Origin of the sequence: Kitasatospora sp. NPDC088160 (assembly GCF_044741445.1) — a bacterium.
Lineage (GTDB): Bacteria > Actinomycetota > Actinomycetes > Streptomycetales > Streptomycetaceae > Kitasatospora.
Window position 1 is genome coordinate 25615 of sequence record NZ_JBIUSS010000040.1, and the last position, 21199, is coordinate 46813.

Below are 21199 nucleotides of genomic sequence, written 5' to 3' on the forward strand. Positions count from 1 at the left end.
GCACCCAGGGGCCGGCAAGGGGAACTACGGAGTGTGACGGGTGGGGCGGGGAGGGTGTGGACTTGAATCTTTGCGAACGAATGTTCGATCCTGGGGTTGTGTCCGTTTTCGAACCTGTTTTCGATTCCATCGCCGAGCGACCGACGCTCCGGCCGGTGGCGTCGGCCGCCGTGCCGGCGGAAGGGCGGGCCGGGCGGGGCGTGGTGCCGGTGGTGCCGGCGCTGCGGGAGGTGCTGCCGGACGGCGGGCTGCGGCGGGGGACGGCGGTGTCGGTGGCGGGCGGGGACACCGGGCTGCTGCTGGCGCTGGCAGCCGGGGTGAAGGAGACCGAGGGCGGCTGGGCGGCGGCCGTCGGGCTGCCGGACCTGGGGCTGGCCGCGGCCGAGGGGTACGGGCTGGACCTGCGGCGGCTGCTGGTCGCGGACGACCCGGGGCCGCACTGGGCCGAGGTGGTGTCGGTGCTGGCCGGCGCGGTCGAACTGGTCATGCTGCGCCCGGACGGCCCGGTGCCGCCGAAGCTGGCCACCCGGCTGGCGGCGGTGCTGCGGCGCAGCGGCTGCGTGCTGCTGGTGGCCGGGCCGTGGCCGGGGGCGGCCCTGCGGCTCGGGGTCCGGTCCGGGCGCTGGTTCGGGCTGGGGGACGGTTACGGGCAGCTCGCCGGGCGGCAGGTGGAGGTGGTGGCCGAGGGGCGCGGTTCGGCGGTGCGCGGGCGGACCGCCCGGCTCTGGCTGCCGGACGAGCACGGCGCGGTACGGGCGGTCCCGGACAGACCGGTCCTGGACCGGCCGCCCCTGGAGCGCCCCGTCCTGGAGCGCCCCGTTCCGGGGCGGCCCGGGGCCGTCGAGCAGCCGCTCGAACGGGTAGCGGTGGTGTGAGCGATGGCGGACGACAGGACACCGCGGGTGCTGGTGGTCTGGTGCCCGGACTGGCCGGTGGCGGCCGTCACCGGCGACGACCCGGTGGCGGTGACCGAGGGCGGGCGGATCCTCGCCTGCTCGGCGGGTGCCCGGGCGGCCGGGGTGCGGCAGGGGCAGCGGCTCAAGCTGGCCAAGCGGCTCTGCCCGGCGCTGGAGCTGCGCGACCGCGACCCGGAGGCGGAGGCCGGCCGCTTCGAGCCGGCGGTCGCGGCGGTGGAGGCGTTCACGCCCCGGGTGGAGGTGGTCCGCCCGGGCCTGTGCGCGATCCCGGTGAAGGGGCCGGGCCGCTACTTCGGCGGTGAGGAGGCGTTGGCGGCCAAGGTCCGGACGGCGGTGGCGGACGCGCTGGCGCGGGAGCCGGTCCCGGACGCCGCCCCCGGCGCGGTCTCCGTGCCCGGTACGGACGCCACCCCCGCCACCACACCCCCCGCCACCCCTGCCGCCACGCCCCCCGCCCCCACCGGGACCGAGCACCCCCCGCCCCCGCCCGCCCAGGTCGGGGTCGCCGACGGCCTGTTCGCCGCCGTGCTCGCCGCCCGCGCCGGAGTGCTGGTGCCGGCCGGGCGGACGGCGGAGTTCCTCGCGCCGTACCCGGTGGGCGTGCTCGGCGACGAGGCGCTGGCGGAGGTGCTGGGGCGGCTCGGCCTGCCGACCGTCGGGGCGTTCGCCGCGCTGCCGCCCGAGGCGGTCGTGGACCGCTTCGGCCCGGCCGGGGCGGTGGCGCACCGGCTGGCCCGGGGCTTGCAGCCGCGTCCGCTGGTGCCGCGCGACCAGGAGCCGGACCTCGCCGTCGAGCAGCGCTTCGACCCGCCCGAGCCGCTGGCGGAGCCGCTGGTGTTCGTCGCCCGCACACTGGCCGAGCAGCTGCACCAGCGGCTGGCCGGGGCCGGGCTGACCTGCCGCCGGGTGGCCGTCGAGGTGGCCTGCGCGGACGGGCGGACGGCCTCGCGGCTGTGGCGGCACGAGGGCGGGCTGTCGGCGACGGCGCTGGCCGAGCGGGTCCGCTGGCAGCTCCAGGCCTGGCAGGGCGCGGGCACGTTCGCCGCGTCCGGGGAGGCGCCCGACGCCGGGTTCGCCCTGCTCCGGCTGGCCCCCGACGGCCTCTCCCCGGACCAGGGCCGGCAGTTGGCGCTGTGGGGCCAGGCGGTCGCGGACGACCGGGTGGAGCGCGCGGTGGCCCGGGTGCAGGCGGTGCTCGGACACGCCGGGCTGCGCCGGATCGAGCCGGCCGGCGGGCGCGGTCCGGGCGAGCAGGCGGTCAAGGTGCCGTGGGGCGAACCGTACGAGGCGGCGGGGCCGGCCGGCGCGCCCTGGCCCGGGCGGCTGCCGGACGTGTGGCCGGCGGTGGTGCTGCGGGAACCGGTGCCGGTGCGGGTGCTGGACGAGGCCGGGCTGCCGGTCACGGTGGACGGCCGGGCGGGGGTGTCGGCCCGGCCGGCCCTGGTGGTGTTCCAGGGTGGACGGCCGGGCCGTGGGGGACAGGGGCGACAGGAGCGGGTGGACGGCTGGACCGGCCCCTGGCCGGCGGTCGAGTACTGGTGGGACCAGTCGCTCGCCCGCCGCCGGGCCCGGTTCCAGGTCGTGCTGGGCGGTGGCCGGGCGCTGCTGCTCACGGTGGAGGGGGGCGCGTGGTACCTGGAGGCCGGCTACGACTGACGGCCGCCGGCCCGAGGGGGGGATCCGAGGGGGATCCGAGGGGGATCCGAGGGGGATCCGAGGGGGGAGAGGTGACGAACCGCGAGAACGAAGGCGACCCCCGATGGGCTTCACCAGCCACCCCACCCTCCCCTGGAGCGAGCTGCACCGCCGCCTGACCGGCGCCGTGCCGGACCGTACGGTCGTCCCCCTGCGCCGCCCCGCCCAGGAGGAGCCCGCCCCCGGAGTCCCCGGAGCCCCCGCCCCCGGAGCCCCCGGCGACGGCGGCGAGCCCTGGGCCGAACTGCACGTCCACTCCGCCTTCAGCTTCCTGGACGGCGCCAGCGACCCGGAGGACCTGGTCGCCGAGGCGGCCCGGCTGGGCGTGGAGACGCTGGCGATCACCGACCACGACGGCCTGTACGGCGCGGTCCGGCTGGCCGAGGCGGCCCGGGGGACGGGCGTGGCCACCGCGTTCGGCGCCGAACTGACGATCCGTCACAACGGCGCAGAGGTGGAACACTTGCTGGTCCTGGCCCGAGACCCGGCCGGCTACCGCCGACTGTCCGCCGCGATCGCCGCCGCCCAGCTGGCCGGCGGCGCGAAGGGCCGCCCGGCGTACGACCTCGCGGCACTGGCCGGGGCGCACGACGGGCACTGGGCGGTGCTCACCGGCTGCCGCCTCGGCCGCGTCCCGGCAAAACTCGATGACGGCACGGCCGGGCACCAACTCCGCACCCTGACCGAGGCGTTCGGTCGCGACAACGTCCACGTGGAGCTGATCGACCAGTGGCTTCCCGGCGACGACCGGCGCAATGACGCCCTCGCCGCGCTCGCCGCCGAGCAGGGCCTCCCGGTGGTCGCCTCCACCAACGCCCACCACGCCGGCCCGGCCCAGGGCCGGCTGGCACAGAGCCTGGCCGCGCTGCGCGGGCGCCGCACCCTCCAGGACGCGGTCGGCTGGACGCGGGCCGCGGGCACCGCGCACCTGCGCTCCGGCCGGGAGATGGCCGCCCGGCTGGCCCGCTTCCCGGGGGTGCGGCGGGCCACCGCCGAACTCGGCCGTTCCTGCGCCTTCGACTTCACCGGGCTGGACCCGGAGCTCCCGGGCTTCCCCGTCCCGGAGGGCGAGAGCGAGATCAGCCACCTGCGCGCCCTGGTCGCCGCCGACGGCCCGGTCCGCTTCGGGCCCGGCAACGCCGCCGCCCGACGCCAGCTGGCCCTGGAACTGGACGTCATCGAGGACCTCGACCTGGCCGGCTACTTCCTGATCGTGCACGACATCGTCGACTTCTGCCGGAGCCAGGACATCTGGTGCCAGGGCCGCGGCTCGGCCGCCAACTCGGCGGTCTGCTACGCCCTGGGGATCACCGCCGTCGACCCGGTCCACTACAAACTGCTGTTCGAACGCTTCCTGTCCATCGCCCGGGACGGCCCGCCCGACATCGACCTGGACATCGAGAACCGCCGCCGCGAGGAGGTCATCCAGTACGTCTACCGCCGCTACGGCCGCGAGCACGCCGCGCAGGTCGCCAACGTGATCACCTACCGGCCCCGGCTGGCGATCCGCGACGCGGCCAGGGTGCTCGGCTACCCGCAGGGCCAGGTGGACGCGTTCAGCCGGCAGACCGACTTCCGCTCCGCGCCCGGCGCGGACGCCGTGATCCCCGCCGACGTGCTCTCGCTCGCCGGCCAACTCCACGGCCTGCCGCGCCACCTGGGCATCCACTCGGGCGGCATGGTGCTCACCAGGGAGCCGATCGGCGAGATCTGCCCGACCGAGTGGGCCCGGATGCCCGGGCGCTCGGTGCTGCAGTGGGACAAGGAGTCCACGGCCGGCGCCGGGCTGGTGAAGATCGACCTGCTCGGCCTCGGCATGCTCGCCGCGCTGCACGACGCCTGCGACCTGGTCGCCGAGCACCACGGCCTGCGCTACGACCTGGCCACCATCCCGGACGGCGACGCGGGCGTGTACGCGATGCTGCGCCGGGCGGACACCGTCGGCGTGTTCCAGGTCGAGTCGCGGGCCCAGATGGCGACGCTGCCCCGGCTCAAGCCGGACCACTTCTACGACCTGGTGGTCGAGGTCGCGCTGATCCGGCCCGGCCCGATCCAGGGCGGCTCCGTCCACCCGTACCTGCGCCGCCGGGCGGGCGCCGAACCGGCCGGCTGCCCGCACCCGTTGATGGAGAACGCGCTCGGCAAGACCCTCGGGGTGCCGCTGTTCCAGGAGCAGATGATGCAACTCGCCATCGACTGCGCCGGGTTCACGCCCGCCGAGGCGGACCGGCTGCGGCAGGCGATGGGCGCCAAGCGCTCGCACGAGCGGGTCGCCCGGCTGCGCGAGCGGCTGCTCGGCGGGATGGCCGAGCGCGGCATCCCCGAGGAGGTCGCCGAGGACGTCTACGGCAAGATCGAGGCGTTCTCCAACTACGGCTTCCCGGAGAGCCACGCGATCAGCTTCGCCTACCTGGTGTACGCCAGCGCCTGGCTCAAGTACCACTTCCCGGCGGCCTTCACCTGCGCCCTGCTGGCCAACCAGCCGATGGGCTTCTACTCGCCGCTGAGCCTGGTCGCGGACGCCCGGCGGCACGGCGTGCGGGTGCGCGGGGTGGACGTCAACGCCAGCGCGCCGCGCCCCACCCTGGAGCCGCACCGGGGGCCGACGCCGGAGCCGCCGCTGACCGCGGGCCGCCCGCAGCCGGCGATCCGGCTGGGCCTGGAGACGGTGCGCGGCATCGGCGCCCCGCAGGCCGCGGCGATCGCGGCCGGTCAACCGTACGCCGACCTGGAGGACTTCGCGCGCCGTACCGGTCTGCCCGCGCCGGCGCTGGAGGCGCTGGCGACGGCGGGCGCCTTCGACTGCTTCGGGCTGACGAGACGTCAGGCACTGTGGACCGCCGGTGCGTTCGCCGGTATCTCGGCCGCACTGATCCCGGGGACCACCCCCGGGACGGAGGTGCCGCCGCTGCCCGGCATGAGCCCGGTCGAGGAGACCATCGCCGACCTGTGGGCCACCGGAACCTCCGCCACCAGCCACCCGCTCCAGCACCTGCGCGCCCGCCTGGAGCGCGGCGGCGCCCTGTCCGCCGCCGAACTCCCGGACACGGCACCGGGATCGGAGGTGGTGGTCGGCGGCCTGGTCACCCACCGGCAGCGGCCGCCGACGGCCGGCGGGGTGCTCTTCCTCAGCCTGGAGGACGAGACCGGCCTGATCAACGTGGTCTGCAACCGCCCGGTCTGGGAGTCCCAGCGCCGTACGACCCTCGACCGGGCCGGCCTGCTGGTCCACGGCCGCATCGAGCGCGACCGCGGCGCCACCAACCTGATCGCCACCCGGCTCACCCCGCTGCGGATCGGACTCTGAGCGGGGCAGGGGGGTGGCCTCCAGGCCTGCCGTCCGCACCGCCGCAGATGGCGACCCGGTCGGCTCAGGCGGGCGTCCGCCCCTTGCCCGGGGCGCCGGCGAAGACCTGGGCGATGGGGAGCCAGGCGGTCGCGGTGGGGCCGGTGGCGGTGAGGGCGAGGTCGTCGCGGTGGCGGCGCTGGGTCACCAGGAGGCAGAAGTCCAGGGCCGGTCCGGTCACCCGGTCCGTGGCGCCGTCCGGCCCGAAGGTCCACAGGCCGCCGTCGGGCGCGGTCAGTTCGAGCCGGACGGGCGACTCGGGGGCGGGCAGCCCGTGCAGGGTGAACGCGAAGCCGAGGGTGCGCAGCCCCAGGTGGGCGATGTGCCGCAGTCGGGCGGTGGGCTCGCGGGCGGCGCCGAGCGCGTCGGCGACGTCCTGGCCGTGTGCCCAGGTCTCCATCAGCCGGGCGGTGGCCATCGAGGCGGGCTTCATCGGCGGGCCGAACCACGGCAGCCGGGTGCCGGCCGGGGTGGCGGCCAGTGCGGCCGACACCTCCTCCCGGCCGGCGCGCCAGCGGGCGAGCAGGTCCGCGGGTGCGGCGGCCGCGCCGCCGGCCGCGCCCTCGTCCACCGGGTCGACGCCGGCGGCCGGCAGCGTGCCGAAGCGCTCGTCGCGCGCGGCGGCGAAGCCGTCCGCGTCGCGCGCGGCCAGCGCCGTCCAGTCGTCGGTCCAGGCGAGGTGGGCGATCTGGTGCGCGATCGTCCAGCCCTCGGCGGGCGTCGGGCGCGCCCAGCCGGCCGGGTCCAGCCCGGCCACCAGGGCGTCCAGCACCGCGCTCTCGGCCCGCAGGTCGTCCAGCAGCGCGGTCAGGACGTCCGCCGCGGGCGTCGTCGGGGTGTTCGGGTCCGTCATCGGTTTCCCTCCTTCCGGGTCCGGCGCGTTACCCGCCGGTAAGCCACGGCCGCACCCTACGCCCGGCCCGGCCGCCGCGCCCGCCACTCCGTCGAAGACGCGGGGAACACCCACGTCAGCACTCTCGCCAGCGGCCGTGCCGCGTGTGACAATCTCGCGATGACAAGGGCGAAGACGGGCCCCGGGGCCGCGGACACCCTCACCACCCCGGCGCACCCGGACGATCCCGGGCTCGCCGCCCGCGCCGCCGAGTTGGTGCGGGACGCCGTGCTCGGCGACCTCGCGCGGCGGGTGGTGGCCGAGTGCGGGGCCGACGTCGGACTGGTCGGCGTGCCGCAGCCGCCGTCCGGGCCCCGGGGGAGCGACGCGGGCATGGTGCTGCGCCACTGGGCCGGCACCCGGGCCGACCTGCTGCACGACCGGGCCGTCCCGACCGGCACCGGCCTGGGCGGGCGGGCACTGGCCGAGCGGGCGCCCAGCTGGGTGCCCGACTACCGTGCCGCCACCACGATCTCGCACGACCACGACGCCGCCGTCAGCGCCGAGGACCTGTACGCGATGCTCACCGTGCCGCTGCTGCACGGCGACACCGTGTACGGCGTGGTGTACGCGTCGCTGCGCGCCGTCGTCCCGTTCGGGGACGTGCGGATCGCCGCCGTCGGCGAACTGGCCGCGACCGCGACCCGGGCCCTGGCGGGGGCGGCCGCCTGGCGCTCCGCGCCGCCCCGACGGGCCGCCCCCGTACGGCCGTTGACCCCGCGCGAGCACGAGGTGCTGCGCTGGGCGGCGACCGGCCGGACCAACCCGGAGATCGCCGCCCGGCTGGGCCTCACCTGCAACACCGTGACGGGCTACCTGAAGTCCGCGATGCACAAGCTCGGTGTTCGCAACCGCACCGAACTCGCCCTGGCGGCGCGCGAGTCCGGCCTGGTCGACCGGTGAGCGCACCCGGTCGGCCGGTGGGCGTACCCGGTCGGCCGGTGGCGGGCCTCAGCCGACCTGCCGATCCCGCCCCGTCCAGTACGGCTCGCGCAGCCGGAACTTCTGTAGCTTCCCGGTGGCGGTCCGCGGCAGGGCCGCCCGGAACTCCACCGAGGTGGGCGACTTGTAGCCGGCCAGCCGCTGCTTGCAGTGCGCGATCAACTCGGCCTCGGTGACGGCCTCCTGGCCCTCTCGGAGGACCACCAGCGCCTTGACGGTCTCGCCCCACTTCTCGTGCGGCACTCCGATCACCGCGGCCTCGGCGACCGCCGGGTGGCCGTACAGGCAGTCCTCCACCTCGATCGAGGAGACGTTCTCCCCGCCGCTGATGATGACGTCCTTCTTCCGGTCCGAGATGGTCAGTTGGCCGTCCTGGCCGAGGACGCCGCCGTCGCCGGTGTGGAACCAGCCGTCCCGCAGGGCGTCGGCGGTGGCCGCGGGCTGCTGCCAGTAGCCGTCCAGCACGGTGTTGGAGCGCACCAGGACCTCGCCGGAGGCGTCGACCCGCAGCCGGGTGCCGAGCGCCGGGGCGCCCGCCTGCACCAGCTTCTCGGCCCGTTCGGCGGCGGGCAGGGCGTCCCACTCGGCGCGCGAGCGGTTGACCGTGACCGCCGGGGAGGTCTCGGTCAGGCCGTAGAGCTGCATGAACTCCCAGCCCAGCTCGGACTCGACCTGCTGCACCACCGAGGTCGGCGGCGGCGCGCCGGCCACCACGATCCGCACCCGGTCCCGGCCCGGCACCGGGCCGTCCCACTCGGCGGCCGCGTCCAGCACCATCTGGACCACGGCGGGCGCGCCGCTGAGGAAGGTCACCCCGTGCCGCTCGACCCGGCGCAGGATCTCCGCGCCGTCCACCTTGCGCAGCACGATGTGCCGGGCGCCGAGCCCGGTGAGGGCGAACGGCAGGCCCCAGCCGTTGGCGTGGAACATCGGCAGGGTGTGCAGGTAGACGTCCCGGTCGCCGACGCCGTAGTGCAGGCCCATCAGTACCGCGTTCAGCCAGATGTTGCGGTGGGTGAGCTGAACGCCCTTGGGGCGGGCGGTGGTTCCGCTGGTGTAGTTGATCGTGGCGGTGTCGTTCTCGGCGATTTCGTACCGCCGGGGGGAGTTGTCGAAGTCGTGCAGCAGCGCGTCGCTGTCCGCGCCGAGCACGAACTTGTGCTTGGCCGCCACCCCGTCCAGCGCGTCGGCGAGTTCGGGGTCGACCAGCAGGACGGACGCGCCGCTCTGCTCGACGATGTACGCCACCTCCTCGGCCTTCAGCCGGAAGTTCACCGGGACCAGCACCCGCCCGTGCCCGCTCACCCCGAACAGGGAGGTCAGCAGCCGGGCCGAGTTGTGCGACACGACGGCGACCCGCTCGCCCGGCCCGACGCCCAGCCGGTCCAGCCCGGCCGCCTGCGCCCGGGCCAGTTCGGCGACCCGGCGGTAGCTCAGCTCGCCCCAGGATTCGGCCGGCTGCACCGGCTCGTCGACGATGCCGACCCGGTCGCCGTAGACCAGCTCGGCCCGGTCGAGGAAGTCCATCACGGAGAGTGGAATCTGCATGCGCCCACTGTCCTCTCCCGGCCGCCCGCCGGACACCCCCGATCGGGGGTGTCACCTGCGGAAGGGCGGAAGGAGGGTGAAAGTCGGGCGGAAGGGGCGGATTCCGTCTGCTGAGCCCGTCGCGAACGGACGGGCGACCAATGCGGTGGGCCGGCCGGCCTCCTGCTGGGAAGATCGCAGCGAACGGCCACACACCCACGGGGAGAAGCACCATGAGCGACCGACGACCCGGGCACCCTCCACGAGGCCGGGGGACTGCGGTGACCGCCCCCGCCACCGCGCACCCGAGGGCCGAGGGCCTGCTGCTGCGCCCCTTCGAGGACGCGGACGCACCGGCCCTGATAGCGGCGTACCGGGACGAGACGCTGCGCCGCTTCACCCGCGTCCCGGTGGGGAACGCCGAGGAGGCCGCGCACTGGCTCGGGCTGCAGTACCGGGGCCGGGCGGAGGGCCGCCGGTACAGCTTCGCGGTGCTGGAGCCCGGCACGGGCGAACTGCTCGGCAACGTCGCGCTCAAGCGGGGCACCCCGGGCGGGGAGGCGGCCGAGGTGGGCTACTGGAGGGCGGCCGCCGCCCGCGGCCGGGGGGTGGCCCCGCGCGCGGTGGTGGCGCTCACCGCCTGGGCCTTCGACGTGCTCGCCGACGATGGCCTGGTCCGGATCGACCTGCTGCACCAGGTGGACAACCCGGCCTCCTGCCGGGTCGAGGAGAAGAGCGGCTACGCCTTCCAGGAGGTGCTGACGGCCTTGCCGCCGGAGTTCCCGTCGGACGGTCACCGGCACTCCAGGAAAAGGCTGGACGGAACCGAACACGGCAGGTCAGAGTAGCCGGATGGGATCTCTGGTACGACACGTGACGATCGACTGCGCCGACCCGTACGGCCTCGCGCAGTTCTGGGCCCAGGCGCTGGACGGCACCCTGGCCGAGGACGACAACCCGGGTGACGAGGAGGCGGTGGTGCAGTCCGCTGGCGCCTCGCTGCTGTTCATCCGGGTGCCCGACGGCAAGTCGGTGAAGAACCGGGTCCACCTCGACCTCCAGCCGCAGGACCGCAGCCGGGACGAGGAGGTGGAGCGCCTGGTCGCGCTCGGCGCGACGGTGCTCGGCGACCACCGCACCCCGGACGGCAAGGGCTGGGTCACCCTGGGCGACCCCGAGGGCAACGAGCTGTGCGTCGAGCGCAGCCAGGCCGAGCGCATCGCCACCGGCAACGCCTGAGCCAACGCCTGAGCCAACGCCTGAGCCAACGTTCGGGCCACCGCCTGGGCCACCGCCTGAACGAACGGCCGCCGAGTCCACGAGGACCCGGCGGCCGTTCGTTTCGCCCCGCCCGGTGCACCCGTCACACGACAGGCCGATGTCTCGGGCCGTCGCAGTGGAACCGTCCGATAATCGAACCTGGCTGATGCCACGTCGCGGCGATTTTCCCCGACCCCACCACCCGAGAGACAGGCAGGTACCCCATGGCCAGGATCGCCGTGATCGGCGCCAACGGCACCATCGGCAGCGCCGCCGTCGCGGAGGCGGCCGCGCGCGGGCACGAAGTCACCGCGGTGGTCCGCGACCCGGACCACTACCGGGGTGAGGCGGCCTTCGTCGAACGCGCGGACGTCCTGGATCGGGCCCAGGTGGCCCGGGTGGCGGCCGGCCAGGACGTCCTGGTGAGCGCGGTCGGCGGCGGCGACGGCCCGGGCCACCTGGCGCTGATCGAGCCGGCCGCCCGGTCGCTGGTGGAGGGCCTGCGCTCGCTCGGCGACGCCGCACCCCGGCTGATCGCGGTCGGTGGCGCGGGCAGCCTGGAGACCGCGCCAGGGGTGCGGGTCTGGGACGCGCCGGGACTGCCGGAGCCGGTGCTGGAGATCATGCACGCGCACGGCGCGGCGCTGGACTACTACCGGGCGGTCTCCGACGTCCGCTGGACGGTGCTCAGCCCGGCCGCCGAGATCGGCCCGGGGGAGCGGACCGGCCGCTACCGGACGGGCCTGGAGCAGCTGCTCACGGATGCTGCCGGGCGCAGCCGGATCTCGGTGCCGGACTACGCGGTCGCCCTGGTCGACGAGGCCGAGCAGCCCGAGCACATCGGCGAGCGCTTCACCTGCTGCGCGCTGTGACTCTCGGTTACGGCGAGCCCGGTCAGCCCAGCTGGATCGACCGCTTGGCGAGCCCCATCCAGAACCCGTCGATGACGCTGCGCTGGCTGCCGAGGTCGGCCTCACCGGCGCCGAGGGTGACGAAGAGCGGGGCGAAGTGCTCGGTGCGCGGGTGGGCGAGCCGCCCGGCGGGGGCCTTGCGCTCGAAGTCGAGCAGCGCGTCCAGGTCATGGGCGTCCAGGGCGCGCCGGCCCCAGTCGTCGAACTCGGCCATCACCGAGCTGATCCGGCCGTCGTTGCTGAGCGCCCGCAGGTTGTGGGTGAAGAAGCCGCTGCCGACGATCAGCACGCCCTCGTCGCGCAGCGGGGCGAGCCGGCGGCCGATCTCCAGCAGTCGCTGCGGGTCGAGCGTGGGCATGGAGATCTGGAGGACGGGGATGTCGGCCTCCGGGAACATCTCCACCAGCGGGACGTACGCGCCGTGGTCGAGGCCGCGGTCGGGGATGTCCTGGACGGGCGTGCCGGGGGCGCGCAGCAGCTTGCGGACGCGGTCGGCGAGCGCCGGTGCGCCGGGAGCGGCGTACTGGACCTGGTAGTAGTGCTCGGGGAAGCCCCAGAAGTCGTACACCAGCGGCACGGTGGTGACGGCGCCGAGGGCGAGCGGTGCCTCCTCCCAGTGGGCGGAGACCATCAGGACGGCCTTGGGCCGGGGCAGGTCGGCGGACCAGGCGGCCAGTTCGCCGGGCCAGACCGGGTCGTCGGCGAGCGGCGGCGCGCCGTGCGAAAGGTACAGGGCGGGCATACGCTCGGGGGCCGCGGTGCTCATGGCGTCCTCCTCCTGGGTCGAACGGAACGGGTGGCTCAGAAGAGTAGTTCAAATTTGAACCTCTACTCGCTGACCGTACACCTTCGTTCGAATTTGAACAACAGGAGTAGACTTCACCACATGTCCACACTGAACGAACCCCGCTGGCTGGACCAGGACGAGATGGCTGCCTGGCGGGGCTTCGTCGTCGCGAGCAACCTGCTCAACCGCCGACTGGAGCGCCAGCTCAAGGAGGACTCCGGCCTCTCGCACCAGCAGTACGAGATCCTGGTGCACCTGTCCGCGGCCCCGGCCCACGCGCTGCGGATGACCGAACTCGCCGACAAGCTGGTCACCTCCAAGAGCGGCCTCACCTACCAGGTCACCCAGCTGGAGCGGATGGGCCTGGTCGCCCGCCGCTCCTGTCCCAGCGACGTGCGCGGCGTCATCGCCGAACTCACCGACCAGGGGCGGGAGTCGCTGCGGCAGGCCGCACCCGGGCACGTCGCCCTGGTCCGCGAGCTGCTGATCGACGTGCTCACCCGCGAGCAGCTGGCCGTGCTCGCCGAAAGCCTCGGCGAGGTCAGTGCCCGGTTGCGCCTCGACGACACACCCTGAATTCCTGAAGCCCCGAGCCCCTCAGTCGGTCCCCCCCCCCCGCGCCGCTCCCCGCAGCAGCAACTGCCGCTCCCGTTCGGCGATCTACCGAGCCGGAGCCGGAGCCGGAGCCTGAGCCTGAGCCCGGGCCCGGGCCCGGGCCGGCTGCGGGGCGCAGAGCAGGGCGGTCCGCAGGTCGAGCCGGTCCCGCAGCCTGGCCAGGCTGCGGCCGGTCAGCTCCTCGATCCGGCGGATCCGGTAGTGCACGGTGTTGACGTGGATGCACAGCGCCTCGGCCGTCCGCGCCCACGAGCCGTCGTGGTCCAGGAAGACCGCCAGGGTGCCCAGCAGCGAGACGCTGTTCTCCCGGTCGTGGGCGGCCAGCGGGGCCAGCAGCCGGACGTGGAAGGCGGCCGTCACCTCCGGCGGGATGCCGCGCAGCAGTCCGTCCAGCGAGTCCAGTTCGGCGGCGCTGCCGACCGGGCCGGCCGAGCCCTCCAGGACGTAGCGGGCCTGCACCAGCGCCGCCCGCAGTGCGGCGGGGGCGGGCGGGGCGGCCGGGCCGACGCCGACCCGCAGGGTGCGCCCGCCGGTCAGCCGGCTCTGCAGCGCGGGCCGGGCCCGGCGCAGCCGTTCGGCGACCTGCTCGACCGGCGCGGCGACCAGCGCGGCGGACCGCCCGTCGCGGTCGGTCCCGGCGGCGTACGGCGCGCCGAGCGGGTGCAGTGCCTCGGCCAGTGCGTGCGCCGCCCAGGCGGCGGGCGGGCCGTCGCCCGGCGCGGCACCCGCCTCGCCCGCCCGGCCGCCGTCGATCCGCGTGGTGACCGCCACCAGCGACTCGGCCCCGCCCAGCCCGCAGGCGGCGAGCGGCTCGGTGAGCCCGGCCTCCCCGGCGAGCGCGTCCAGTAGCCGCCCGGCGGCCCGGCGCCGCGCGCTCGCGTCGGCGTGGGCACGGGCGGCGAGCGGGGCGAGCAGTTCGGCCAGGGACTGGAGCACCGGTTCGGCCGCCGCCGAGCGCAGGTGCGGGCGCAGCCGCCAGCCGTCGAACGGCGAGCCGTCCTGGGGCCCGACGGGCAGCCCGGTGTCGCCGCGCCCGGCGGGCGGGACGGATGCGGCGGTGGTAGGTGCGGCATTGGCGGGTGCGGGTGCGGGTGCGGGTGCGGTGGCGGGTGCGGCGGTGGCGGCGACGGCCCGGCCGCCGGCGGTGGTGATCGAGCAGTCCGGTACCCCGAGCCGGCCGACCGCGTGGGCCAGCACCTCGCCGGCCCCGGCGTCCGCGTGCAGCAGGTCGAGCAGCTCGTGCCGGACGGTCTCCGGGATTGCCGCGGTGTCCTGGGCGCCGACCCGCAGGCCCCCCCAGGGCCGCAGGTAGACGCGGTCGGTGACGGCGCGGAAGCTGACTCCGGCGGGCACCGTCAGCAGCGGGATGCCGTGGGTGCGACAGGCGTCGGCGAGGCTGTCCGGGACGCTGCCGTGGGTGCCCTCGCCGGCCAGCAGCGCCGCCACGCCCGCGCTGCGCAGGGCGGTGGCGAAGCGCAGCGCGCCGGAGGCGTCGGCGGGCCGCCACCAGACCAGGCCGGTGAGAACGAGTTCGCCGGGCTGGAGGTAGTGGGCCGGGTCCTGGAGGTCGGTGGAGCTGAGCCCGGTGACCGGGCGGTCGAGCAGGTCCGGGGTGCCCCAGGCCAGGCGGATGTCCAGGTCGTCGAGGTGCAGCAGGTCGCCGACGATCATCTCTCGCTCATCTCGCTCTCGCTCTCGCCCTTGTGTGCCGCGCCCGGCTGTGCCTCGCAAGTGCAAGGTTCAGGTGCTCGTGGGCATCGTAAATGCAAGTCACGCGGCAGTGATTCTTCTTGTCGGATCATCCAGCGTGGGCCCCTCGGCGGGTGTGCGGAACCAGTCGTCCACCCGATTGCGGTGCTGCTTCCAGCGGTTTCCGCCGGCTTCGATCGGCTTCCGCCGGTGCGGGGCGCGTCGAGCCGTCTCCTCGGACATGCCCGCCCGTGCCATCGCAGCTGCTGGCGGTAAGCGGCTTCACCCATCGCAGATACCGCTGAAATCATCCTTTCGGTGCCGCAGCTGCGAATGCCCGGGCCCTCCCTCGGGTAACCCCCTCCCGGGTCGCGGCGGCGCGGCCCGGGAGGAGGGAGCGCCATGACCCCGTCGAGCCCCACCGTCCGGTTGCACGGCCACTTCGACCGGCCCGCCGAGCTGTCGGTCGACCAGCTGCGTGCCCTCCCCGCGCACCGCGTCGAGGTCAGCTTCGACTGCCTGGCCGAGGGCGAGCAGCGGCACGACTACGAGGGGCCCGCGCTCTGGGACGTGCTGCGCGCGGCCCGGCCCCGGATCGACTTCTCCGGCCGCAAGCAGCGGCTGCGCTTCCTGCTGTCGGTCAGCGGCGCGGACGGCCACCGGGCCGTCGTCTCCTGGGCCGAGATCGACCCCGACTTCGGCGGCCAGCGGATCCTGCTGGCCACCAGCATGGACGGCGCCCCGCTGGACGCCGCCGGCCCGCAGCTCGTCGTCCCCGACGACCACTGCGGCGCCCGCTACGTCAGCGGGGTCACGGCCGTGTGGCTCGGCCCGCTGGGTGAACCGGAGGCCTGAGCCCCGGCCGCGGGCGGGCCTTGGCCCCGCCCCGGGGCCCGCTCTCGGCGAGTGCTTCGCGGTGGAGCATCGTCGCTGCTCGGAGGGGGTGCGGTCGATCGCGGGGAATACCGGAAAACAGCTCGCCGGATGCCTGTTTCCGTGCCAACATGCCCCATATGGGGACGATTCTGCACGGCACCCTGGTGACCCTCCGCACCGCCGACGCCGACGACATCCCGGCGCTCGCGGCCATCCGCGGCACGCCCGAGGTGTTCGCCCGTTGGCGGGGCGGTGACGACCTCGCCGACGCCGTCGCCAGCGACCTGGAGGAGCCCGACACCGAGACCCTCGCCGTCGAGGTGGGCGGGAAGATCGTCGGCGCCATCCAGTGGTACGCCAACAACGACGACGAGTACCGGCACGCCGGCATCGACATCTACCTCGACCCGGAGGTCCACGGCGTCGGCCTCGGCGCCGACGCCGTCCGCACGCTGGCCCGCCACCTCGTCGACCACCACCACTACCACCGGCTGATCATCGATCCGGCGGCCGACAACACGGCCGCGATCCGCTGCTACGCGAAGGTCGGCTTCCGCTCCGTCGGCACCATGCGCCAGTACGAGCGCGGCCCGGACGGCACCTGGCACGACAACCTGCTGATGGACCTCCTCGCGGACGAACTCCGCTGACCGGTGCGCCCGCGCGGTGGTGGGCGGCCCGGCAGCGCCTCGACCGAACCGGAGCGCGCGTGACGCGGAGTCAGATCGCGGCTGCGCCCGCGGTCGCCCGCTCCGGCGCCGGGCACCCGCAGGTGCGTCGCAGCACCAGCCGGGCCGGGAAGGTCCGCGCGCCGGTGGAGCGCCGCTCGGCCCCGCCGAGGACCAGGTCCACCGCGGCGCGGGCCATCTCGTCCTGCGCGGTCGCGACGGTGGTCAGCGCCGGGCCGGCGATCACCGCCTCGGCGATGTCGTCGAAACCGGCCACCGCGAGCTGCTCCGGCACCCGGATGCCCAGGTCGTCGGCGGCCCGCAGCAGGCCGATCGCCTGGTCGTCGGTCGTGCAGAACACGGCGGACGGCCGGTCGGGCCGGGCCAGCAGGGCGAGCGCCTCGGCGTGCGCCCGGACGCGGTCGAACGGCGCCGGCACCAGCCGCCCCTCGGTCGCCAGCCCGGCCTCGGCCAGCGCGGCGGCCCAGCCGGCCGTCCGCCCGGTGACCGGGTCGTGCGGGCTGAGCGCGAGGGTGCCGCCGAAGCAGTGCACCTCGGCGTGGCCGTGCCCGAGCAGGTGCCGGACCACCTCGCGGGCGCCGCCCTCGTCGTCCGCCACCACCGCGACGCCGTCGGCGGTCTCCGCCCGGTGGTGCAGCAGCACGACCGAGGTGCCGTCGCCCACGTCGAAGCCGGTGAGCCCGGGGGTGGCCGGGTCCTGGGTGACCAGGATCAGCCCGTCGACCTGCATGCCGAGGAACGCGCGGATGTAGTGCGCCTCGCGCTCGTCCACGTAGTCGGAGTTGCCGATCAGCAGGAGCCGGCCGTGGTCGGCGGCGGCCTGCTCGACGGCGTGCGCGAGCCCGGCGAAGAACGGCTGGCGGGCGTCCGGCACGACCATGCCGAGCAGGTTGGTCCGCCGCCGTGCCATCGCCTGGGCGACCCGGTTGGGGCGGTAGCCGAGCTCCTCGACCGCCGCGAGCACCCGCGCCCGGGTCGCGGGCGCCACCGGCCGCGGCCCGTCGTTGATCACATAACTCACGACCGCCGTGGACGTCCCCGCCACCCGCGCCACATCGTCCCGTGTCACCCTCGCCATGCCCGCGAGCCTACACAGCGCCTCCGACGGCTCCGGGCTGCCGTCGCCGCCGGACGCCCGCCGCGGTCAGTACGTGTGGTCCGCGGTGATGTCCGCCGAGAGGCCGAGGGCCTGTTCGGCGGGTCGCCCGCGCAGCGCCAGCAGGGTCTGGGCCAGCGCGTCGACGGCGGCCAGGTGGGCGAGCCGGCTGGCCGTGGTCTCCAGGCCGAAGACCAGGTCCTGCCCGCCCGCGACCAGGGTGTGGGTGGCCGTCTCGGTGAGCGGTGAGCGGGCGTAGCTGGTGAGCGCGACCACGGCCGCCCCGGCCGCCCGGGCCCGGCGCGCGGCGTCGATCACCAGCGGGGTGGCGCCGCCGTGGCTGACCGCGAAGCAGACGCCGCCGGGCGGGAGCTGGGCGGCGGCCAGCTGGGCGGTGAGCGGGTCGGCGGGGGCGTCGACGCGCAGGCCGAGCGCGCGCAGCCGGTAGGCGAGGTCGAGTACCACCGCGCCGGACAGTCCGGAGCCGACCAGTACCACCTGGCCGGCGCCGGCCAGCACCTCGGCGGCCGCCCGCAGGTCGTCGGCGGTGAGCGTGGCGGTGATCCCGTCCAGGGCCGCGCGGGCGGCCCGCAGGGTGTCGGCGAGGGCCCGGGCGGCCGGGTCGCGCGCGTCGTCGGCGGGGGCCGGGGCCGTGGCGGGGGAGTGCCGGGCGGCGGCGATCTTCAGCTCCTGGTAGCCGCGGAAGCCGAGCCGCTGGCAGGCCCGGACCACGGAGGAGGGGGCGGTGCCGGCCAGTGCGGCGACGTCGCTGACGCTCAGGTGCACCAGGCCGGCGCCCCGGTCGAGCACCACCTCGGCCACCCGCGCCTCGGCGCCGCGCAGGTCGCCGAGCCGGGCCCGGATCCGCGCGGCGAGCTGGGACTCCAGGGGCGTCATGTCGGAATGTCCTTCCATGGCGCTAGGGTAGCGTGGAATTCGGTTCCAGGCCGTGCCGGATCGCCGGAAGGCCGTCGGAGGGGAGCTTCGCCATGTCCGAGATCGTGCCGGCCGTGCCGGTGGCCGTGCTCGCCGCGGCCGGGCTGCACGCTGTCTGGAACGGCCTGGCCCACCGGATCGCGGACAAGCTGGTCGGCTTCGCGCTGATCAACCTGACCTACACCGCGTGCGCGCTCGCCCTGGTGCTGCTCAACCCGCTGCCGGCGGCCTCGTCCTGGCCGTACCTGCTGGCCTCGGTCGCCGTCCAGACGACGTCGACGGTCCTGCTGCTACGCGCCTACCAGCTGGGCGACTTCGGGCAGATGTACCCGATCGCGCGCGGCTCGGCGCCGCTGCTGGTGGCCCTGCTGTCGGCCACCGTGCTCGGTCAGCACCCGGGCGCGGGCGAGCTGCTGGGCGTGGTGGTGATCTCCTGCGGCCTGATCGGGCTGGCCTTCGCCAAGGGCGTCCCGGGGCGGGCGCAACTGCCCGCGCTCGGGGCCGCCGCCGGGACGGGCGTGATGATCGCCGTCTACACGGTGCTGGACGGCAGCGGCGTCCGGCACGCCGGGACGGTCGGCGGTTATGTGGCCTGGCTGTTCCTGTTGCAGGGGCCGACGCTCGCGCTGATCGCCTGGGCCCGGCGCGGCCGTTCGCTGCTGACCGGGGTCGGCAAGGTGGTGCCGGTGGGGATCGCGGGAGGCGTGCTCTCGCTGACGGCCTACGGCCTGGTGGTGTGGGCGCAGTCCCGGGGGGACTTGGCGACGATCGCGGCGCTGCGCGAGACGAGCATCGTGATCGCCGCCCTGATCGCCACCGTGGTGTTCCGCGAGCGGCTCGGCCGTCTGCGGCTGAGCGCCAGCCTCACCGTGTTGGCCGGGATAGCCGTCCTGGAGCTGGCCCGGCCGTAGGCCCTGTCCGGCCGATCGCGGGCCGATCCCCCCGAGACCGGCCGGACAGGGCCCGGTGGCCGTCAGCCCTTCTCCGGCACGATCACGGTCAGCGCGGTGCTCAGCAGCTCGAAGCCCAGGGACTCGTAGAGCCGGCGGGCCGGGTTGCCGTCGGTGACGGCCAACTGCACCTCGACGAGCCCGCGTTCGGCGGCGTCGGCGAGGGCGCGGCGCAGCAGGTCCGCGCCGAGGCCCCGGTAGCCGAGCTCCGGGTGCCGGAAGACGTCGGCGATCCACGGCAGGCCGCCGCGGTCGGTGAGGACGATCCCGGCCACCACCCGGTCCTGCGCGTCCACGGCGAGCAGGCTGGACGGCAGCACCGGCCCGATGACCTCGCCGGCGAGCAGCGGGGCGATCCGTTCCGCCAGCGCCTGCCGGTCGTCGCCCGCGAAGTGGTCCGGGTGCCCCGGGGCGAACGCGGCCCGCCAGGCCTCGAACAGGTCCTCGGGCGCGCGGTCGCAGGGCACGGCCCGCAGGCCGCCGTGCAGCGGGGCCCCGGTCCAGTCGGCGGGCGGCGGGTCGGCGACCAGGTCGCGCCGCATGGCGTGGGCGTGCCGGAGCACGGTGGCGCCGTGCTCCAGCAGGGCGAGGCCGAATTCGGGCGTCCCGGAGACCACCCACCCGGCCATCTCGGTGCGCACGAACTCCACCGGGTCGATGCCGCCGGTCTCGTCCACCACCTCCAGCAGGTCGGCCCAGGGCCGGCCCTCCCGCTCGCCCGGGAGGTAGCGCACCACCGGTACGCCCTCGCCGTTACGCCCGATCATCAAATCCGTCTCGGTCACACCAAGCCCCATTCGTACGGTCGTTCGTCCGCTGTCATGGTCGACGAGAGCGCTCCCGGGGGCAACCGAATTGTCAGGCCACCACCGCGGCGCGGACGCAGAGCACGTCCGGCAGGTGGGAAGTCAGCAACGACCAGCTCTCGCCCTCGTCGTGGCTGCCGTAGACGTCGCCGGTCCGGTTGCCGAAGTAGATCCCGGCCGGTTCGGCGTCGTCGGTGCGCAGCGCGTCGCGCAGCACGATGCCGTAGTGGTCCTCGCCGGGCAGGCCGTCGGCGAGCGGCTGCCAGTTGGTGCCGCCGTCGGTGGTGCGGAAGACCCGGCAACGGTGGTCGGGCGGGATGCGGTCGTCCGCGCCGCTGAGCGGGAACAGGTAGGCGGTGTCGCCCCGGCGCGGGTGGGCGGCGACGGCGAAGCCGAACGCGGCGGGCAGTCCGTCGGCGACGGAGCGCCAGCTCGCGCCCCAGTCGTCGCTGCGGTAGACACCGCCGTGGTTCTGCAGGTACAGCCGGTCGGGGTCGACGGGGTCGGGGGCGATCTTGTGCACGCACTGGCCGAACTCGGGGTACTGGCCCTCCTCCGGGAGGAACTCGGCGCGCAGACCGGTGTTGGCGGGCTCCCAGCTGTCGCCGCCGTCCTTGCTGCGGTAGACGCCGCCGGTGGAGACGGCGACCAGCAGCCGCTGCGGGTCGCGGGGGTCGGTGACGACGGTGTGCAGGCCCTGGCCGCCGTAGCCGGCGCCCCAGTCGGTCCGGTGCGCGTGGTTCCAGAGCGACTCGACCAGGCGGAAGGTCTCGCCGCCGTCCTCGGAGCGGAACAGCGCGGCGGGCTCGGTGCCCGCGTAGACGACGCCGGGGGCCTCCGGGCCGGCCGGCTGGAGCTGCCAGACCCTGGTGAGCGAGGCGCCGGTGGCTTCGGGGAAGCGGATCGCCGGCCGCGGCGGCTCGTACCAGGTGGCGCCGAGGTCGTCGGAGCGCCAGACGGAAGGCCCCCAGTGGCTGCTGTCGGCGCCGACCAGCAACCGGGTGCGGCCGTCGCGGCGGTCGATGGAGACGGAGTAGATCGCGTTCATCCGGAAGTGCGGCCCGCTGAACTCCCAGTCCAGCCGGTCGCGGCTGCGGCCGAGAAAGAGGCCCTTCTCGGTTCCGACGGCCAACAGCACTTCGGTCATGCCCCACACCACCTGGTGACGAGTACGGCCCCCCGGGACGGCCCCCGGCGCCCAGTGTCCCGCCGTCCACCGGTGGCCACATCTCGCCGCGCCCGATCACCCGGAAGGCCCGCTCACC

19 protein-coding genes are annotated in these 21199 nt (G+C 75.5%); 11 read left to right on the plus strand and 8 right to left on the minus strand.

Annotated features, from left to right (window positions below; genetic code table 11):
* Nucleotides 1–155: 155 nt before the first annotated feature.
* From ACIOGZ_RS39440 to ACIOGZ_RS39450, 3 genes are all read left to right on the plus strand, one after another.
* A complete protein-coding gene (locus ACIOGZ_RS39440; RefSeq protein ID WP_363631415.1) occupies nt 156–875 on the plus strand; it encodes a hypothetical protein in 720 nt (239 codons plus the stop codon).
* Between the two features lie 3 nt (nt 876–878).
* Nucleotides 879–2573 (plus strand): DNA polymerase Y family protein, encoded by a 1695-nt coding sequence (locus ACIOGZ_RS39445; RefSeq protein WP_400989490.1) that lies wholly within the window; start codon nt 879–881, stop codon nt 2571–2573.
* A 103-nt stretch (nt 2574–2676) separates the two neighbouring features.
* Nucleotides 2677–5919 (plus strand): error-prone DNA polymerase, encoded by a 3243-nt coding sequence (locus tag ACIOGZ_RS39450; protein WP_400989491.1) that lies wholly within the window; start codon nt 2677–2679, stop codon nt 5917–5919.
* Nucleotides 5920–5983: 64 nt separating this feature from the next.
* On the opposite strand, the gene ACIOGZ_RS39455 is transcribed toward ACIOGZ_RS39450, so the two are convergent.
* Nucleotides 5984–6811 carry a TIGR03084 family metal-binding protein gene (locus tag ACIOGZ_RS39455; RefSeq protein ID WP_400989493.1) on the minus strand — a complete coding sequence of 276 codons (828 nt, stop codon included), beginning with the start codon at nt 6809–6811 and terminating at the stop codon, nt 5984–5986.
* A 159-nt stretch (nt 6812–6970) separates the two neighbouring features.
* Here ACIOGZ_RS39455 and ACIOGZ_RS39460 point away from each other — a divergent pair, with 159 nt between their 5' ends.
* On the plus strand, nt 6971–7753 hold the full coding sequence (locus ACIOGZ_RS39460) for a LuxR C-terminal-related transcriptional regulator (protein ID WP_363585659.1): 783 nt from the start codon (nt 6971–6973) through the stop codon (nt 7751–7753).
* 48 nt (nt 7754–7801) lie between these two features.
* Here the strand turns inward: ACIOGZ_RS39460 and ACIOGZ_RS39465 are convergent, their stop codons facing one another.
* Entirely contained in the window at nt 7802–9340 is a 1539-nt protein-coding gene (locus ACIOGZ_RS39465; RefSeq protein ID WP_363585658.1) for an AMP-binding protein, read from the minus strand.
* 260 nt (nt 9341–9600) lie between these two features.
* Here ACIOGZ_RS39465 and ACIOGZ_RS39470 point away from each other — a divergent pair, with 260 nt between their 5' ends.
* The 3 genes from ACIOGZ_RS39470 to ACIOGZ_RS39480 all read left to right on the plus strand — a co-directional run bounded on the left by ACIOGZ_RS39470 (nt 9601) and on the right by ACIOGZ_RS39480 (nt 11451).
* On the plus strand, nt 9601–10167 hold the full coding sequence (locus ACIOGZ_RS39470; protein WP_400989495.1) for a GNAT family N-acetyltransferase: 567 nt from the start codon (nt 9601–9603) through the stop codon (nt 10165–10167).
* Nucleotides 10168–10171: 4 nt separating this feature from the next.
* Entirely contained in the window at nt 10172–10558 is a 387-nt protein-coding gene (locus ACIOGZ_RS39475; protein WP_363585656.1) for a VOC family protein, read from the plus strand.
* 245 nt (nt 10559–10803) lie between these two features.
* The gene (locus ACIOGZ_RS39480) at nt 10804–11451 is read left to right on the plus strand and encodes an NAD(P)H-binding protein (protein WP_363585655.1); all 648 of its coding nucleotides are present in this window, start codon (nt 10804–10806) and stop codon (nt 11449–11451) included.
* Nucleotides 11452–11473: 22 nt separating this feature from the next.
* Here ACIOGZ_RS39480 and ACIOGZ_RS39485 read toward each other — a convergent pair whose 3' ends face one another.
* Nucleotides 11474–12256 carry a class III extradiol ring-cleavage dioxygenase gene (locus ACIOGZ_RS39485; protein WP_363631404.1) on the minus strand — a complete coding sequence of 261 codons (783 nt, stop codon included), beginning with the start codon at nt 12254–12256 and terminating at the stop codon, nt 11474–11476.
* A 129-nt stretch (nt 12257–12385) separates the two neighbouring features.
* Here ACIOGZ_RS39485 and ACIOGZ_RS39490 point away from each other — a divergent pair, with 129 nt between their 5' ends.
* A complete protein-coding gene (locus ACIOGZ_RS39490) occupies nt 12386–12853 on the plus strand; it encodes a MarR family winged helix-turn-helix transcriptional regulator (protein WP_063350998.1) in 468 nt (155 codons plus the stop codon).
* An 84-nt stretch (nt 12854–12937) separates the two neighbouring features.
* Here the strand turns inward: ACIOGZ_RS39490 and ACIOGZ_RS39495 are convergent, their stop codons facing one another.
* The gene (locus tag ACIOGZ_RS39495; RefSeq protein ID WP_400989497.1) at nt 12938–14563 is read right to left on the minus strand and encodes a PucR family transcriptional regulator; all 1626 of its coding nucleotides are present in this window, start codon (nt 14561–14563) and stop codon (nt 12938–12940) included.
* Between the two features lie 420 nt (nt 14564–14983).
* Here ACIOGZ_RS39495 and ACIOGZ_RS39500 point away from each other — a divergent pair, with 420 nt between their 5' ends.
* The gene (locus tag ACIOGZ_RS39500) at nt 14984–15436 is read left to right on the plus strand and encodes a molybdopterin-dependent oxidoreductase (protein ID WP_400989499.1); all 453 of its coding nucleotides are present in this window, start codon (nt 14984–14986) and stop codon (nt 15434–15436) included.
* 158 nt (nt 15437–15594) lie between these two features.
* A complete protein-coding gene (locus tag ACIOGZ_RS39505) occupies nt 15595–16107 on the plus strand; it encodes a GNAT family N-acetyltransferase (protein WP_400989501.1) in 513 nt (170 codons plus the stop codon).
* 70 nt (nt 16108–16177) lie between these two features.
* Here the strand turns inward: ACIOGZ_RS39505 and ACIOGZ_RS39510 are convergent, their stop codons facing one another.
* Both ACIOGZ_RS39510 and ACIOGZ_RS39515 read right to left on the minus strand, forming a co-directional pair.
* Nucleotides 16178–17224 (minus strand): LacI family DNA-binding transcriptional regulator, encoded by a 1047-nt coding sequence (locus ACIOGZ_RS39510; protein ID WP_063346980.1) that lies wholly within the window; start codon nt 17222–17224, stop codon nt 16178–16180.
* Nucleotides 17225–17290: 66 nt separating this feature from the next.
* Complete coding sequence (locus ACIOGZ_RS39515) at nt 17291–18157, minus strand: MurR/RpiR family transcriptional regulator (RefSeq protein ID WP_363585649.1); 867 nt, start codon at nt 18155–18157, stop codon at nt 17291–17293.
* Nucleotides 18158–18231: 74 nt separating this feature from the next.
* Here ACIOGZ_RS39515 and ACIOGZ_RS39520 point away from each other — a divergent pair, with 74 nt between their 5' ends.
* Nucleotides 18232–19089 (plus strand): DMT family transporter, encoded by an 858-nt coding sequence (locus ACIOGZ_RS39520; protein ID WP_363631399.1) that lies wholly within the window; start codon nt 18232–18234, stop codon nt 19087–19089.
* 62 nt (nt 19090–19151) lie between these two features.
* Here ACIOGZ_RS39520 and ACIOGZ_RS39525 read toward each other — a convergent pair whose 3' ends face one another.
* Nucleotides 19152–19913: a GNAT family N-acetyltransferase gene (locus ACIOGZ_RS39525; protein WP_363631397.1), complete on the minus strand. Its 762-nt coding sequence runs from the start codon at nt 19911–19913 to the stop codon at nt 19152–19154.
* Between the two features lie 73 nt (nt 19914–19986).
* The gene (locus ACIOGZ_RS39530; protein WP_400989504.1) at nt 19987–21081 is read right to left on the minus strand and encodes a WD40/YVTN/BNR-like repeat-containing protein; all 1095 of its coding nucleotides are present in this window, start codon (nt 21079–21081) and stop codon (nt 19987–19989) included.
* Nucleotides 21082–21199: the final 118 nt, after the last annotated feature.

What these genes read in the sequence shown, in the direction of transcription:
- ACIOGZ_RS39445 (WP_400989490.1), top strand. Translation starts at nt 879, where the DNA reads ATGGCGGACGACAGGACACCGCGGGTGCTGGTGGTCTGGTGCCCGGAC.
- ACIOGZ_RS39450 (WP_400989491.1), top strand. Translation starts at nt 2,677, where the DNA reads ATGGGCTTCACCAGCCACCCCACCCTCCCCTGGAGCGAGCTGCACCGC.
- ACIOGZ_RS39455 (WP_400989493.1), bottom strand. Translation starts at nt 6,811, where the DNA reads ATGACGGACCCGAACACCCCGACGACGCCCGCGGCGGACGTCCTGACC.
- ACIOGZ_RS39460 (WP_363585659.1), top strand. Translation starts at nt 6,971, where the DNA reads ATGACAAGGGCGAAGACGGGCCCCGGGGCCGCGGACACCCTCACCACC.
- ACIOGZ_RS39465 (WP_363585658.1), bottom strand. Translation starts at nt 9,340, where the DNA reads ATGCAGATTCCACTCTCCGTGATGGACTTCCTCGACCGGGCCGAGCTG.
- ACIOGZ_RS39475 (WP_363585656.1), top strand. Translation starts at nt 10,172, where the DNA reads ATGGGATCTCTGGTACGACACGTGACGATCGACTGCGCCGACCCGTAC.
- ACIOGZ_RS39480 (WP_363585655.1), top strand. Translation starts at nt 10,804, where the DNA reads ATGGCCAGGATCGCCGTGATCGGCGCCAACGGCACCATCGGCAGCGCC.
- ACIOGZ_RS39485 (WP_363631404.1), bottom strand. Translation starts at nt 12,256, where the DNA reads ATGAGCACCGCGGCCCCCGAGCGTATGCCCGCCCTGTACCTTTCGCAC.
- ACIOGZ_RS39495 (WP_400989497.1), bottom strand. Translation starts at nt 14,563, where the DNA reads ATGATCGTCGGCGACCTGCTGCACCTCGACGACCTGGACATCCGCCTG.
- ACIOGZ_RS39500 (WP_400989499.1), top strand. Translation starts at nt 14,984, where the DNA reads ATGACCCCGTCGAGCCCCACCGTCCGGTTGCACGGCCACTTCGACCGG.
- ACIOGZ_RS39505 (WP_400989501.1), top strand. Translation starts at nt 15,595, where the DNA reads ATGGGGACGATTCTGCACGGCACCCTGGTGACCCTCCGCACCGCCGAC.
- ACIOGZ_RS39510 (WP_063346980.1), bottom strand. Translation starts at nt 17,224, where the DNA reads ATGGCGAGGGTGACACGGGACGATGTGGCGCGGGTGGCGGGGACGTCC.
- ACIOGZ_RS39515 (WP_363585649.1), bottom strand. Translation starts at nt 18,157, where the DNA reads ATGGAAGGACATTCCGACATGACGCCCCTGGAGTCCCAGCTCGCCGCG.
- ACIOGZ_RS39520 (WP_363631399.1), top strand. Translation starts at nt 18,232, where the DNA reads ATGTCCGAGATCGTGCCGGCCGTGCCGGTGGCCGTGCTCGCCGCGGCC.
- ACIOGZ_RS39530 (WP_400989504.1), bottom strand. Translation starts at nt 21,081, where the DNA reads ATGACCGAAGTGCTGTTGGCCGTCGGAACCGAGAAGGGCCTCTTTCTC.